9 protein-coding genes are annotated in these 15,648 nt (G+C 64.1%); 6 read left to right on the top strand and 3 right to left on the bottom strand.

All coding sequences use genetic code 11. From position 1 onward, the window contains the following. Positions 1–46: 46 nt before the first annotated feature. Positions 47–2,407 carry a peptidoglycan glycosyltransferase PbpC gene (gene pbpC / locus NJC38_RS24285; protein ID WP_253117408.1) on the bottom strand — a complete coding sequence of 787 codons (2,361 nt, stop codon included), beginning with the start codon at positions 2,405–2,407 and terminating at the stop codon, positions 47–49. Positions 2,408–2,494: 87 nt separating this feature from the next. Between pbpC and NJC38_RS24280 the strand changes: the two genes are divergently transcribed. Continuing rightward, entirely contained in the window at positions 2,495–2,788 is a 294-nt protein-coding gene (locus NJC38_RS24280; RefSeq protein WP_253117407.1) for a hypothetical protein, read from the top strand. Positions 2,789–2,869: 81 nt separating this feature from the next. Here NJC38_RS24280 and NJC38_RS24275 read toward each other — a convergent pair whose 3' ends face one another. Next, positions 2,870–7,831: an alpha-2-macroglobulin gene (locus NJC38_RS24275; protein WP_253117406.1), complete on the bottom strand. Its 4,962-nt coding sequence runs from the start codon at positions 7,829–7,831 to the stop codon at positions 2,870–2,872. 395 nt (positions 7,832–8,226) lie between these two features. Here NJC38_RS24275 and NJC38_RS24270 point away from each other — a divergent pair, with 395 nt between their 5' ends. Beyond that, a complete protein-coding gene (locus NJC38_RS24270; RefSeq protein ID WP_253117405.1) occupies positions 8,227–9,567 on the top strand; it encodes an MATE family efflux transporter in 1,341 nt (446 codons plus the stop codon). Here NJC38_RS24270 and NJC38_RS24265 read toward each other — a convergent pair. Beyond that, a complete protein-coding gene (locus tag NJC38_RS24265) occupies positions 9,469–10,863 on the bottom strand; it encodes a contractile injection system protein, VgrG/Pvc8 family (RefSeq protein WP_253117404.1) in 1,395 nt (464 codons plus the stop codon). The genes NJC38_RS24270 and NJC38_RS24265 overlap by 99 nt on opposite strands. Positions 10,864–11,054: 191 nt before the next feature. On the opposite strand from NJC38_RS24265, the gene metC reads away from it, so the two are divergent. The 4 genes from metC (at position 11,055) to dxs (ending at position 15,583) form a co-directional block, all read left to right on the top strand. Beyond that, a complete protein-coding gene (gene metC / locus NJC38_RS24260; protein WP_253117403.1) occupies positions 11,055–12,218 on the top strand; it encodes a cystathionine beta-lyase in 1,164 nt (387 codons plus the stop codon). Between the two features lie 169 nt (positions 12,219–12,387). Then, the gene (locus NJC38_RS24255; RefSeq protein ID WP_045483958.1) at positions 12,388–12,645 is read left to right on the top strand and encodes an exodeoxyribonuclease VII small subunit; all 258 of its coding nucleotides are present in this window, start codon (positions 12,388–12,390) and stop codon (positions 12,643–12,645) included. Continuing rightward, a complete protein-coding gene (ispA, locus tag NJC38_RS24250) occupies positions 12,642–13,529 on the top strand; it encodes a (2E,6E)-farnesyl diphosphate synthase (RefSeq protein ID WP_253117402.1) in 888 nt (295 codons plus the stop codon). The genes NJC38_RS24255 and ispA overlap by 4 nt, the downstream gene beginning before the upstream one ends. Before the next feature lie 155 nt (positions 13,530–13,684). Continuing rightward, entirely contained in the window at positions 13,685–15,583 is a 1,899-nt protein-coding gene (gene dxs / locus NJC38_RS24245) for a 1-deoxy-D-xylulose-5-phosphate synthase (protein WP_253117401.1), read from the top strand. Positions 15,584–15,648: the final 65 nt, after the last annotated feature.

The following is a 15,648-nucleotide window of genomic DNA, read 5'->3' as shown; positions in this document are numbered from 1 at the left end:
TCACCCGACTGTTTTCAAACCGCTTACTTGAGCGTTTACAACCAACTCAATCGATGACGTTGAACTGCACCTGGGCGGTCTGGCCGCTTTCGTCCAGCACGCTGAGTTGGTAATGCCCGGAGCGGTTGAGGGTGGTGTTGAAGTCTTGCTGGTTGTCGGTGTCGGCCGCCGGTGAACCGTCGATGAACCACCAGCGCCGGCCGCTGCCGCCAAGTGCCGAGAGTTTCAGGTGCAGGGCCTGGCGGCTGCCGGCGGGCAGGCGCAGGTTGTCGCCCTCGCGCACGCCGACGATGCTCAGCGGCGTGACCATGCTGATGCCTTGCGGCGGGCAGCCAGGGTCGATGGCAGGCAGGCGCGCTTCGCGGCGTTCGGCGCGCGGTAGCCAGGGTTCCAGTGGCGCCGGCCATAGGGCGATGTCGCGGGCCACGGCGCCAGCGCAGCTGGCATCGACCCGCAAGCCTTCGGCGTTGACCCAGACTTTTTCCAGCAGGCCCAGGCCCAATGGCTGGTCGGCGGCCTGCAAGGTCGGCGGGGTGGTGCCCTCCAGGGTCCAGGCAAAGCGCTGCCGGCGGCAGTTCGGGTCGCTCTTGCTCATCGGCTGGCCCAGCGGCCAACAGATAGCCGCTACGCCGACGTTGAAGGGCACCGGTGCCACCGGGGTATTGATCCCACGCTGGCTGTCGCGGTTGGCCAGCACATCGTGGACCTGCAGCATCAGCGGTGCGGCCGAGGCCAGGCCGAACTGGCCGGGTACTGGCGTGCCATCGGGGCGGCCGATCCATACACCGACCAGAAAGCGCGGCCCGACGCCAATCGACCAGGCATCGCGAAAGCCGTAGCTGGTGCCGGTTTTCCAGGCCAGTTGCGGGCGCTGCACCAGTTCAGCGTGCGGGTCGAGGTCCGGCCGTGACTGGCCGCTGAGAATGCGCCGGATGATCCATGCCGCCCCCGGCGACATCATGCGTCGCTCGCGCAAGGCGTCTTGTGGTTGCAGGCGAATATCGGCACTGACCCCACCGCGCGCGAATGCACTGTAGCCGGCGACCAGGTTTTGCAGACGCGTGCCTGCACCGCCCAGAATCAGCGCCAGGTTCGGTTCGGCCAGCGGCGGCAAGGTCAGGGGAATCCCGCCGTTACGCAGTTCGGCGGCAAACCGCTTCGGGCCATAGACCTCCAGCAGTTGCACCGCCGGCAGGTTGAGCGACATCGACAACGCCGAGCTGGCGGCAATCGGCCCGCCGAACCCCGCCGAAAAGTTGCCGGGCCGGTAATCGCCATAACGCCGTGGCACATCCTGCAACAGCGATTCAGAGTGAATCAGCCCGGCATCCATGGCCATGCCATACAGGAACGGCTTGAGGGTCGAGCCCGGTGAGCGCAGGGCGCTGATCATGTCGACATGGCCGAAACGTTTGGTGTCGTTGATGTCCACCGAGCCGACATAGGCACGCACCGCCATGTTCTCGGCCTCAACCACCAGAATGGCTGCCGAGGTGCGCTCCGGCAGCCGTGCGCGCCAGCCCATCAGCAGGTCTTCCATACGCCGCTGCAGGCTGGCGTCGAGGGTGGTGCGAATCAATGGCGGGCTGTCCGGCCGGTTCAGGCGGCGGGCCAACAAGGGGGCCAGGCTCGGCTCCTGACGGGGCGCCAGCAACAAAGGCTCTTGCAGTGCCTCATCGACTCCGGACTGCGGCCAGACACCGAACTCGGCCAGCCGCCGCAACACTTTGTCCCGTGCGTGCTGGGCCCGCTCCGGATGGCGATCCGGACGCAGGCGGCTGGGCGCCTGGGGCAGCACCGCAAGCATCGCAGCTTCTGAGCGGGTCAGGTGTTGCGGTGACTTGCCCAGATACGCCCAACTGGCGGCCGCCACGCCTTGCAGGGTGCCGCCGAACGGCGCGCGATTAAGATAGATTTCGAGGATTTGTGGCTTGGACAGGTGCCATTCCAGTTGCACGGTGCGCCACAATTGACGCAGTTTGCCCGGTACGGTCCGCGCATGCGGGTCGAGCAGACGCGCCACCTGCATCGACAGGGTGCTGCCGCCCGACACCACACGGGCACCGCTGAGGTTTTGCCAGCTGGCGCGGGCCAGCGACAGCGGGTTAACACCAGGGTGGCTATAGAACCAGCGGTCTTCGTAGGTCAGCAACGCCTCCAGGTAATAGGGCGAAACCTGGCTGCTGCTTACCGGATAGCGCCACACACCATCAGCATCGGCGAAGCGCCACAGCGGCGTACCGTCTTCGGCCAGCACCACCCTGGCCAGATCATCCTTGGGCAATGGCAACGGCCAGATCCGGTCAGCCAGCCACAACAGCAGCGGCGGCAACAGCACAACCAGCAAGATGAGCGGTAACCAGCGCCGGCTACGCGGCCCCAGGCGCTCAACAAAAAACCATTTCACAGCAAAGACTCTCCCGCCCTCAGGGAACCAGCGATAGTGGCCGACAGCCAAAGCAAACAGGTTCCCCTTTCAATCAGGACATTATCCATGCAAGTAGAAGGCTTCTTCGAGTGGCTGGGCCAGGCGATCGGCGCGGTGATCCGCTTTGTGGTCGATGGTCTGGCGTGGTTTTTCAATCTGTTCGTGCATGCCGGCGGCAACTTCGTCGATGGCTTGTCACGGGCGTTGGGCATGGATACATCGCTGGTCAGCATTCTGGCGCTGATCGTCGGCTTGCTGTTTCTTTATTCGGCGATCCGCGCCTTCATGCGCGCCTCGATCATCCTCGGCATCATCTGGCTGGCGCTGGGGCTGTGGTTGTTGAGCTGGATCATCTCGTAACCACAACCCCGTAACCGCCCTCGTAGGAGCGGCTTTAGCCGCGAAAGCTTCGCAGCTAAAGCGGCTCCTGCGGGGTCAGGTCTATTTAGCCCTGACCACCATCTGCGCCGGGGCTTCGCCCAGGGCCTGCCAGTTCGGCCGGTACATCGATTCGACCTGCGGCGGCGGCACCTTGTAGATACCTGGAGTGACTGCACGAGCCAGGTACAGCAGGTGCACCGGACGGGTACTGCCCTCGATTTCCAGCGCCGCAACATAACGATCACCACGGTACTCCTGGTGCTTGAGGCTGGCGTTCTCCATCGACTCACGGAACCCCTTGATCGACTCGCTGGCATCTTCCAGGCTGGCCGCGCTTTGCGCCAGGTTCTGGTTTTCCAGTTCCAGGCCCGCCGGCAGCAGGTCGACGATCAGCGCATCCGGTACCCGCTGACGCGCCGACACTTGCAGGTGCACCAGCACCAGTTGGCCGGTCTTCAATGCCTCGACGTTGAGCGGCTGGCCGGACAGGCTCAGGTACTCGCGGCTGATTGTCAGGTTCTCGCCACCAGCCAGCGGTGCCTGGGTCGGGTAACCGGACAGGGTCAACTGCTGGTACAGCGTTTCGCCACTCTGGTTGTGCAGCGCCAGCGGTGCGGCCAGCACTGCACCGGCAAGTTTCTGCCCCGGCTGGCGGTTGCTCAGGTCAAGGTTCTGGCCGGCCGAAGACAACAGCGCGGTCCAGTCTTTCTCCGGTTTGCCCAGCAGGTTGCGGCCGGCCAGGAACAGCGAGTTGCTTTCCTGGGTCGACAGGTAGCGGCTGGCCGCCAGTTGATCGGCCAGGTCGAACAGACGCTGGTTACGCGCCTCGCCACCCAGGTTGTTTTCTTCCAGCAAGGCCAGGATCAGTGCCTGGTCACGCAGCGGGCTGCCGTAGTCGGCCAGCCACTCATTGGGCTTGCGACCGGCCGCAAGACCGGCACGCAGGGCCTGCTCGGCACGGGGTTTGTCGCCCATTTTTTCCAGCGCCACAGCCAGTTGCACCAGCGGCAGGCCGGAGCGTGCATCACTGCGCCGTTCGAACAGGGTGCGCAGGGCACCCAGCGGCGCCTGTTGACTGCGCGCCAGCACCAGACCGGCGTAGGCCTGCACGGCGAAACGGGTGTGCTCAGCGTTCTGGCTGTAGTTGACCTGCACCTGACCGCGATCCTGCAGGTAGCGCATCAAGCGTTCGTTGGCTTTCTTCAAGGCTTCAGCCGGCACCGCAAAGCCCTGATCGCGGGCGCGCAGCAGGAAGTCGGTGACGTAGGCGGTCAGCCAGTATTCCTCTTCGCCATCGGCGCCCCACAGGCCGAAGCTGCCGTTGTAGCGCTGCATGCCCAACAGCCGCTCGATCCCGATTTCGACCTTGCGCTTGCGCTCGGCATCCGGCTCGCCGGCCAGGCCCAGCCGTTTGAGGGTCGCGGCGTCGGCATACAACGACGGGTACAGGCCGCTGGCGGTCTGCTCGGCACAGCCATACGGGTAGGCTTTGAGGGCGCGGATCTGCTCACCCAGGTTCAGCGGCGGACGGCTCGACAACGACATCAGCGCCTCACGGCCGGCCGGTTCAAAGGCTTGCAGTGCGCCTTCGGGCAGGCTCCACTCCTGGCCTGGCTCCAGCACGGCGCGGAAATGACGCAACATCGCCGGGTAGGCCGGGCGCACGCCCACGGTCCATTCACGCGACAGCGGCGGCAGGTCCTCGCCCGGAATGACCAGCCCATCGACCTTGACCCGCAGCTTGCCCTGACCCAGACCACCTTGTGCCTGGACCGGGAATTTCAGCGTGGTGCGCTGACCTTGTTGCAGTTGCACGGTCTTGCTCTGGTCGCCGCCCGGAATGCTCAGTTGGCCTTCGGCGAACAATTGCACATCAAGTTTCTGGGCTTTGCCGGACAGGTTAGCCAAGTCCAGCGCCACGCTGGTCTGGTCACCGCCGGCGAGAAAGCGCGGCGTCGACAGTTCGGCAATCAGCGGCGCGGCGACCACCGTCTTGGCTTCGGCCATGCCATAGCGCTCGTCGGTCCAGGCCTGGGCCATGATCCGCAGTTCGCCGTTGAAGTCAGGAATATCGACACTGACCTCGCCTTCACCCTGCTCGTTCAGGACAACGGGGGCGCTTTGCAGAGCGACGATGGTGACACTGGTGTCCGGGCGCTTGCCGCCCTTGGCCAAGGCATCGCCACCGAACGCCAGGCTGGCCAGCCGGCCTTGCCCTGCTTCGATCAACTGGCCGTACACGTCGAGCTGGTCGGCGCCATATTCCTTGCGACCAAACAGGCTGGCAAACGGATCAGGTGTGGCATAGCGGGTGATGTTCAAAATCCCCACGTCGACCGCCGAGACCAGTACCTGCACCTGCTTGGGCACGCTGCCATCAGCGTTCTTGGCGGCCACTTTCAGCTTCAATGGCTGCTTCGGACGCATCTTCTCCGGTGCCGTAACGGTCAGGCCCAGCTTGCGTTGCGAGCGGTCCAGCGGCAGGTGCAGGACACCCACGGCACGCTTGGGCGTAACGTTGGCCTTGCGCTCGCCGGGACGAATCACCAGGGCGCTGACGTACAGGTCATGGCGCGCCCATTTTTTGTCCAGTTGGATATCGAAGGTCTTGCCTTCGGCCGGCACGTCGATCTCTTGCCACCACAGCGGACCTTCGCTGGACTCAACCAGCAGGTAGCCCTTGCCCGCGGCGGGCGGCGTGACGGTGACCCTGGCGGTGGCGTCATCGGCATAAGCCGGTTTGTCCAGCGCCAGCTTGACCTGGTCCGGACGCACCGCGCCGCCTTCGGCGTTGTCCTGCCAGCGGTAGCCGGCCCAGAAGCGCAGGCTGCTGACCAGACCGGTGGCCGGATCTTCAACCTCGACGCGGTACGGACCCCACTCCACCGGGAAGGTGACCTTGGCGGTGGCGTCTTTGTTGATGGTCAGGGTTTCTTCGCTGAGGTTGAGGAATTTCTCGTTGTAGTTGTAGCTCCAGCCATCGCTGTCCGAGTAGGTCCAGTAGTAGTCGCGGCGCTCGCGTACCAGACGCACCTTCACATCGTTGGCAGCCAGTTTGTTACCGGCGGCGTCAGCCACCAGAATTTCGAACTCGGCCGGACCGTCGCCGTCCGTCTGGGCCTCGCCCCGTGCAGCGCCGTAGCCATAATCATCTTCGCCGGTGCTGCTGCCAAACAGCGCACGCAGGCCAGGCAGGCGCTCGGCAGGCCAGACCGGCTGAACCACGCGACGGGTGATCGGGCGGCCACCGGACTCTTGCAGGCTGGCCTGCAAAATCACGTTCAGCGGCGAGCGGGCCTTGGCCCATTCGGTCTGTACGTCCAGTACCGCTTCGCCGTTGGCGTCCAGGGTGGTGGCGTCCAGCTCGCGGTCGAACTTGAGGTCTTCTTCGGTAATCGAACCGAACTGATAGCCCGGCAGTTTCTCCACCGCCTCACGCAGCGGGCGAACATACAACTGGCCGGTCAGGCTGTTGCCGGAGGCCGGCGCACCGTACAGGTAGCGGCCAGTGATTTCGAACTGCGGGTTTTGCTCCGGCGAGATTGGCGTCTCGCTGCCCTTCAGGTCCAGCGCCAGACGTTCCGGGAGGAAGTCTTCGACGTTGAATTCATACAGTTGCGGCTTGCCGTCGCCCAGGTCGTAGACCAACTGCCAGCGCCCGGTGGGGGCTTCGTCGGCCAGTTGCAATTGATACTGGTACAAACCGCTGGCGTCCGGTTCCCAGACGAACTTGCGGCTCACCTGCTCATCAGGACGGCGCACTTCGACATTGATGGGCTGGGTCTTGACGGATTTGCCGTCCTGGTCGCGCAGCAGGCCGTTGAGCAGCACGGTCTCGCCGGGGCGATACAGGTCGCGGGGGCCGAAGACAAAAAACTGCAACGGGTGGGCCTGCGGACCGCTGATGTCGAACTCGGCCAGATCCAGCGCCGGGCTGTTCAGGCGCAGCAGGCTGGTCTGTTCGCCCTTGTGCGCGAGAATCAGGGCAGCCTTGTTGGGCAGCGGCAATTGCGCGTGGCCTTTGCCGTCGGTTTTACCCTGGGCAACCACCTTGCCGTCGTTGTCGTAAACATCGACGTTCACATCACTCTGCGCCTTGCCGCCTTCCAGGGCCTGGGTGAATACGTCCAGGCGCTGGCTGTAACGGTGCACCGACAGACCGATGTCACTCAAGGTGAACAGGGTTGCCGGCAGGGTGTAGTTGTAGCTGCCCGAGGCGCGCATCACGGCCAGGTACACGCCCGGCTCTTGCAGGGGCTTGATGCCACCGATGGGCAGCAGCAGGGTTTCGCGGGTGTTACGCGCAGGCTTGAGGTCGAAGCGCCCGCCGTAGACCAGATCGGCCATCGGCAGCAGCTGTTCGGAGCGATACGCCGACATGCTCGACGAGCCTTCCCATTCGGTCAGGAAGTTGGGCAACTGATCAGGCTTGACCCGGAAAAACTCCACATCGACCTTGTCGACGTTCAGCGCGATCACCGGCAGGCCTTCGGCCAGGCGGGTCGGCAGCAGGCTGCCGCGGCTGGCAAAGCCGACCGTGGCCTGCAGGTCGCGGGTTTCCAGACGGGCACTGAACTCGCTGGCCAGAGTATTGTTATTCACCCCGCGCACGCCGGCGTCGACGGTCAGCACCAGCTTGCGCTGCGGCTCAAGGTGGCGCAGGCGCAGCTCCATCAGGTTATCCGACAGCTCCCAGGCGCCATCGACCTTGCCGGTCTTGCTGTCGACCAGGTGTAGTTTTTCGGCGAATTTCTGCTCCGGGTCCAGCGGCACGGAGAAGCTCACCGACAAGGTGCTGGCGCCTTCAACCTGAATCTCCGAGACATCCACCACGCTCACTTCACGCCCTGTATAACGCTTGGCCAGCGCTGGCAGATCAACCGCCGGTTTCGGCTTGGTCGTCGCAGCGGCGGCAGGCGTCGATGTCTGCGCGGGCGGCGCGGCAGGTTTGTCAGGCGAGGAGGAATCACAGGCACTAAGCAGCGCAAGCGCGCAAGCCAGGAACAGTCCTTTGTTGAGCATGGGGCACTCGTCGGGAGCAATGGGAAAGGGGTGACTATATAGCAGTCACGGTCAGATACAGCGCAGATCGCGGCAATAGACCGCGGCTTTGTGACTTCGTTCTCAGCACGACATGCCAACGGGCCAGTCGTTACACTAGGGGCTGTTGATGTTTCAGCGCAGGCCGCGTTGCAGCGCCAAATCGTGTCAGGCGAGGCGAAGGACGCAGGAAATGGTCGCTCCCTTTTCAAGTCCTTCAACGAAGCATGGCGCGATTTGGGGCGCAACCCGCAGGGCCGTGGCTGTTTTGTCACACACACTTCAACAGAGTAAAGCCTATGCAGGCCGACAAAACAGACCTCGGCGCGGTTGTGATGAAACGTCAACAGCCCCTAGGCCGCTTGCCAGGAGCCCTCATGTCCAGCCTCATCCACGACTGGCGTCACCGCCCTACCCATAAACGGGTCTGGGGTCTGGCGACGCCAATGATCTTGTCGAATATCTCGGTCCCGCTGGTTGCGCTGGTCGATACCGCCGTCATCGGCCACTTGCCCCACGCCCATCAACTGGGCGCCGTGGCGGTGGGCTCGACGCTATACAGCTTCATGGCCTCGGGCATGGTGTTCCTGCGCATGGGTTCTACCGGTTTTGCCGCCCAGGCCACCGGCCGCGCAGATGGCGCTGCACTGCGGCAAATTCTGCTGCAAGGCCTGTTGCTGGCCCTGATCCTGTCCATCGGGCTGATCACCCTGGCGCTGCCGTTCAGCCAGGCGGCGATGAACCTGATGCAGGCTTCGCCCGACTTGCATCAGTTGACCCTGGAGTTCTTTTACACCCGGCTGTACGGCCTGCCGGCAACCCTGGCCATTTTCGCGCTGGTCGGCTGGTTGCTCGGCACCCAGAATGCCAGGGCACCGCTGGCGATCCTGCTGGTCACCAACCTGGCCAATATCGCTTTTAACCTGTGGTTCGTGATTGGCCTGGACTGGGGCGTGGTCGGCTCGGCCCGCGCCTCGGTACTCGCCGAATGGCTGGGCGTGCTGTTGGGGCTGGTGCTGGCCTGGCGCCGCCTGCGTCTGTGGCCGGGGCAGATGCTCTGGCAGGCCTTGGCGCGCTGGCCTAACTGGCGGCCACTGCTGGGGGTGAATCGCGATATTTTCTTGCGCACCCTGGCGCTGCAATCGGTGATGTTCATGATCACTGCGCAAGGCGCGCGCCTGGGCGATGCGACGGTGGCGGCCAACGCGCTGCTGCTCAATGGCTTGCTGCTGACCGCCCACGCCCTGGACGGTCTGGCCCACGCCGTCGAAGCGCTGTGCGGCCACGCCATCGGTGCCCGCGACCGCACCACCCTGCGCCGCAGCCTGGTAGTGGCCGGCGGCTGGTCGCTGATTGCCAGCCTGCTGTTCGCCCTGGCCTTTACCCTCGGTGGGCACTGGTTTGTATTCATGCAGACCGACATTGCCCAGATCCGCGAGACGGCCCTCACCTACCTGCCGTACCTGGCGCTTACACCGTTGCTCGGGGTCTGGAGTTACCTGCTCGACGGGCTGTTCATCGGCGCCACCCGGGCCCGGGAAATGCGTAATGCGATGCTGGTCAGCGTGGTGTTACTGGCGCCCTTCGCAGTGCTGGCCTCGACGCTGGACAATCATGCGCTATGGCTGACCTTCCTGCTGTTCATGCTGCTGCGTGGCCTGACCCTTGGGATCATTGCCTGGCGCCTGAACCGCAGCGATGGCTGGTTCGCCCACTGATGGGCTAAAGCTCAGGCGCGGGGCGCTCAGGATCAAACCATCATCATCCAGATGCAGACGGCTGGCGCCGACCTGCAAGGTCAATCTGGCACCAGCAGCCAGTTGCAGTTGCTGACCGTTCTGGAGCCACAGGCGATCCTGGGCACCGGTTAGCCAGTCGATCGGAAAGTGGGCCTCGACATGCTCTGGGGCCGTCTCGGGCGCCTGATGCTCCAAACAGGCGATCACCAGCGGTTCGCGGCCAGCTTCGCTGGACGGGCTGACCAGCACCGGCATGCCGCCACACAGCGGCACCTGCACAGCGGCCTGCACGGGCAACCAGCAATCGGCGAAACGCGCCCCCTCTCCCTGCATGACCCAGTCGAACTGGACCTGCACCCGCCCGCGCGCATCGCGCTCGGCCAGCTGCCCGTCAAGCCCGACCACCAAGGCGCGCAGCAAGGCCGGGAAACTGACCGGCGGCACCGCTGGCACATGCACCGGCGCCTCCCACGAACGCACGACAAAGCGGTTGCTGTAGAACGACTCGCCATGATGCTCGACCTGGACCACTCGCCAGAGCTGATTGCACTCGGCACGCGGATGCCCGGTCAATGGCAATAGTTGCCCACAGCCCAGCGCCATCAGCGTGCTGCGCCCCTTGCCATCGCGCCGTCTGCCGGCCTGCGGACCGGTCAGGGCAAAGTCGCTCACGCCAGCGCCCTGCCGATCCTCACAGCATGGGGCCGGCGCCATGCGCCGGGCACCGAACAAGCCACTGCCGAAGACCAACTGATGGTTTTGCCGCGCATGAACAAAGTGATAGTGAATGCCCTCTTCGACACACAACCGCTGTAGCAATTGCAGGTCGTTCTCCAGGTACTGCGCACAGAACGCCCGCGTGGCACAGGGCTCCTGCAAATGAAAGCGGTGGCTATCGGTCCCGATGCCATGCTCACTGAGCACCTGAGTGATGATCTGCGTCGCACTCATGTCTTGAAACACCCGTGGCGTATAGCGTTGCGCCAGACAGGCCAGGCGTGGTCCGAGCGTCAGGCGGTAGCAGACAACGCCCGTCCCCTGGACACAGCGTTGCACGCTCTGGATCTGCCCGTGCAAGCCGGCCCCGGCAGCGCCCAGGGCGAGAAAGGCCGAACGGTACATCAGCTGCTCGGCGGATATATGGAGATACCCCTCACCCAGCGTCAGCTCAAAGACAAAGGGCCGACTGATGGCCTCGGTGCCGAAAAAGGACGCAACGGCGAGCGGCTCGTGCAAGCCGGCAACGTCCAGTCGATAGGTCGAGGAATCGGTCATGGAGGACTCTCTGCATCGCGGGATGAGCGGCGATTCTGGTCGAGAAGCACGATCAGGTAGAGCGCCGGGCAAACAACCAGATGGCGCCTACGCCATGCGGGGATGTTTCCTACAAATGCACTACGCCCTGACCGGGAACAGTGCAGTGCATGTAGTATGAGTGCCCGTCTTACAGAGCTTCGGAGCCTGCCATGCCTATCGCCAAAGACCCTCGTGCCCATACCGCGCTCAGCCAGGGCGGTCGCAGCGCAGCCAGTGGCGCCGGGCTGTCGGTCAATCCGCCGGTGGTACGCATGAGCACCGTGCTGTTCGACAGCCTGGCCAGCCTGCGCGAAGCCGAAGAGCTGCGGGCGCAAAGCGAGCGCTCGCTGACCTACGCGGCCAATGGCAACCCCACCGCCTTTGCGCTGGAGGACCTGATCAATGAACTCGAAGGCGCCCACGGCACCTGCCTGTACCCCACCGGGCTGAACGCGGTTGGGCAGATGTTTCAGGCTTTTCTGCGCCCCGGCCAGCACGTACTGATTACCGAGGCGGTGTATCCGCCCGTGCGGCGTCTGGCGCGCACGCTGCTGACCGCCTTCGATATCGAATTCGATTACTACGCCGCCGATGGCAGCGACATCGAAGCCCTGATCAAGCCCAACACACGGATGATCTACGCCGAAGTCCCAGGTTCGCAGACCTTCGCGCTGTGCGACCTGCCGGCCCTGGCCCGGTTGTGTAAAACCCGCGAGCTGTTGCTGGCGGTGGATAACTCCTGGGGTTCGGGGGTGCTGTTCAAGCCACTGGAACTGGGCGCAGATATCTCGCTGATGGCCCTGACCAAATACGTGGCCGGCCATTCGGACGTGATGATGGGCAGCGTCAGCACCACCCAAGCGCACTTCGAGACCCTCAAGACCATGCAGATTGCCATGGGCAGTACCGTCAGCCCGGACGACGCCTATCTGGTGCTGCGCGGTGCCCGCAGCCTGGCCGCACGGCTGGCCATGCATGAGCGCAATGCCTTGCAGGTGGCGCAATGGCTCCAGGCCCAGCCCCAGGTCGCGCAGGTCATGTACCCGGCGTTGCCGGAGCACCCAGGTCATGCCCTGTGGCAACGCGACTTCCACGGCTGCAATGGCCTGCTCAGCTTTGAATTCAACAGCGATGCGGCAGGCACCACCGACCGTTTTGTCAGCGCCCTGCAGTTATTTGGCATCGGTTATTCGTGGGGCGGCTTCGAAAGCCTGGTCAGCGAGGTCTACCTGTTTACTGATGGCCGTAGCCGGCAGGTGCTGCGCTTGCAGATCGGCCTGGAAAATCCCAATGATCTGATCGCTGATTTGCAGGCCGGCTTTGGACACCTCTAAAAACTACCTGCTGGCTGGGCGCCTGCGGCGCTACGCGCGCCATCGCCTACGTTTTTAGAGGCGCCCTTTTGCGACTGCTGGCTGACAGCGGTTCGCCCGGCTGTGCAATTTGCCCCGATGGCGCGGCTCTGCTAGTGTCGCGCCGGTTCACCCTGACCGGAAATAGCTCATGGCTCGCAAGAAAGCTGCACTGGATTTCGAACAGTCTCTCGCCGATCTGCAAACGCTGGTAGAGCGTCTGGAAAATGGCGAGTTGTCGCTGGAGGACTCCCTGACGGCGTTCGAACAAGGCGTGCGCCTGACCCGCGATTGTCAGAGTGCGCTGGCCCAGGCCGAACAGAAGGTCCAGATCCTGCTTGAGCGTGATGGCGAACTGGCCGAAGCACCGTTTGAAAGTGACTCACTCCAAGCGGATCAAGCGCAATGATCGCAACCTACCAAGCGCTGAGCCAGGCCCGCGTGGACCGTGCTCTGGAACCGCTGTTCAAGGCCCCGGCCGCCGAGCTGGACCGCATCTATGCGGCAATGCGCTACAGCGTGATGAACGGCGGTAAACGGGTTCGCCCGCTATTGGCCTACGCGGCCTGCGAGGCCATGGGCGGCATCCCGGAACACGCCAATGGCGCAGCCTGTGCGGTGGAACTGATTCACGCCTACTCGCTGGTCCATGACGACCTGCCAGCCATGGACGATGATGACCTGCGGCGCGGCCAGCCAACGACCCACAAGGCCTTCGACGAAGCCTGCGCGATTCTCGCCGGCGACGGCCTGCAAAGCCTGGCGTTCAGCGCCCTGACCGACCCGCAACTGAACGTGCGCGATGCGCAAATCCGCCTGCAGATGGTCGAGACCCTGGCCCGTGCCGCCGGTCCCGCCGGCATGGTCGGCGGCCAGGCCATCGACCTGGGTTCGGTGGGGCTGAAGCTTGATCAGGCTGCACTGGAGAACATGCACCGGCACAAGACCGGCGCCCTGATCGAAGCCAGCGTACGCCTCGGCGCGCTGGCCAGCGGCCACGCCGACAGCGAGCGGCTGGCGGCCTTGCAGGTCTACGCGCGCGCCGTCGGTCTGGCTTTTCAGGTTCAGGACGACATTCTCGATGTAGAGAGCGACACGGCAACGCTGGGCAAACGCCAAGGCGCCGATATCGCCCGCGACAAGCCGACCTACCCTGCATTGCTGGGGCTGGACGCCGCCAAGGCCTATGCTCTGGAGCTGCGTGACCAGGCACTTGAAGCCCTGCGACCATTCGACGCGGCCGCCGAACCGTTGCGCGCGCTGGCCCAGTACATTGTCGAGCGACGTAACTGACTGGCACCGCCTGTCGCCGTATGTTTCCCGCTAGCGAATCAATACTGATCTGCCACGTCGAAACGTACAGCATTACTCATCCACGACGCGCTTCATGGGCAGCCTGCCATGCTTGATGTAAACTGCCGCGTCTTCTACTTATAACGATTCGCCTGATGCCCAAGACGTTCAAAGAGATTCCCCGCGAGCGCCCCGTCACGCCGTTGCTCGACCGTGCTGGCACACCGGACGCCCTGCGCCGCCTCGGCGAAGCCGAGCTGGAAACCCTGGCCGATGAACTGCGCCTTGAACTGCTCTACAGCGTAGGCCAGACCGGCGGCCACTTTGGCGCAGGTCTGGGTGTCATCGAACTGACCATCGCCCTGCATTACGTATTCGACACGCCCGATGACCGCCTGGTCTGGGACGTCGGTCATCAGGCCTATCCGCACAAGATCCTCACCGGCCGTCGCCAGCGCATGCTGAGCCTGCGCCAGAAGGACGGCATTGCGGCATTCCCGCGGCGCAGCGAAAGCGAGTACGACACGTTCGGCGTCGGCCACTCCAGCACCTCGATCAGCGCCGCGCTGGGCATGGCCGTTGCCGCTCGTCTGCAAGGCATCGAGCGCAAGTCGATTGCCGTGATCGGCGACGGCGCGCTGACCGCCGGGATGGCCTTCGAAGCGTTGAACCATGCACCGGAAGTCAACGCCGACATGCTGGTGATCCTCAACGACAACGACATGTCGATCTCGCGCAACGTCGGCGGCCTGTCCAACTACCTGGCCAAGATCCTCTCCAGCCGCACGTACACCAGCATGCGCGAAGGCAGCAAAAAAGTGCTGTCGCGCCTGCCCGGTGCCTGGGAAATCGCCCGTCGTACCGAAGAATACGCCAAGGGCATGCTGGTGCCTGGCACGCTGTTCGAAGAGCTGGGCTGGAACTATATCGGCCCGATCGACGGCCACGACCTGCCGACCCTGGTCGCTACCCTGCGCAACATGCGCGACCTCAAGGGGCCGCAGTTCCTGCATGTGGTCACCAAAAAGGGCAAGGGCTTCGCCCCGGCGGAAGTCGACCCCATCGGTTATCACGCGATTACCAAACTCGACCCGCTGGACGCTCCGGCCGCCGCGCCCAAGAAGCCCGGTGGGCCGAAGTACGCCGGAGTGTTCGGCCAGTGGATATGCGACATGGCCAGCCAGGACCAGCGGCTGGTGGGCATCACCCCGGCCATGAAGGAAGGCTCTGACCTGGTGGATTTCGCCGAGCGTTTCCCGCAGCGTTATTTCGACGTGGCGATTGCCGAACAACACGCAGTGACCCTGGCCGCCGGCATGGCCTGCGAGGGCAGCAAGCCGGTCGTGGCGATCTATTCGACCTTCCTGCAACGCGGTTATGACCAGTTGGTGCATGACGTGGCGGTGCAAAACCTCGATGTGCTGTTTGCCATCGACCGCGCAGGATTGGTGGGTGAAGACGGCCCGACCCACGCCGGCAGTTTCGACCTGTCTTACCTGCGCTGCATCCCGGGCATGCTGATCATGACCCCGAGCGATGAGAACGAGCTGCGCAAGATGTTGACCACCGGCTACCTGCACGAAGGCCCGGCGGCGGTGCGCTATCCACGCGGCACCGGTCCGAACGCCGCCATCGAGGCGGGTCTGGCGCCGATCGAGATTGGCAAGGGTGTGATCCGTCGCCAGGGTAACGGCGTAGCGATTCTGGTGTTTGGCGTGCAATTGGCCGACGCGCTAAAAGCCGCTGAGCCGATTGATGCGACAGTGGTCGACATGCGCTTCGTCAAACCGCTGGACGAAGCGCTGCTGCGCGAAATCGCTGCTGGTCATGAGCTGTTGGTGACTGTCGAGGAGAACTCGGTGATGGGTGGCGCTGGCGCTGCGGTCAGCGAATTCCTCGCCCAGGCCAATATTCTCAAGTCGGTACTGCATCTGGGGCTGCCGGACACCTATGTAGAGCACGCCAAGCCGGCGCAAATGCTGGCTGAATGCGGCCTGGATGCCGAAGGGATCGCGGCGGCGATTGCGCGGCGCCTGGAGTTGATGGGTAACTGACGCCTTCGCGGCTGAAGCGGATCGCCGCCCGGCCTCTCCTACGGTTTCACAAACCTTGCAGGAGC

This window comes from Pseudomonas sp. 21LCFQ010 (assembly GCF_024129905.1).
Taxonomy (GTDB): Bacteria; Pseudomonadota; Gammaproteobacteria; order Pseudomonadales; family Pseudomonadaceae; genus Aquipseudomonas.
The sequence above is the reverse complement of the archived record's forward strand: the minus strand, read 5'-3'. Positions and strand labels throughout refer to the sequence as shown.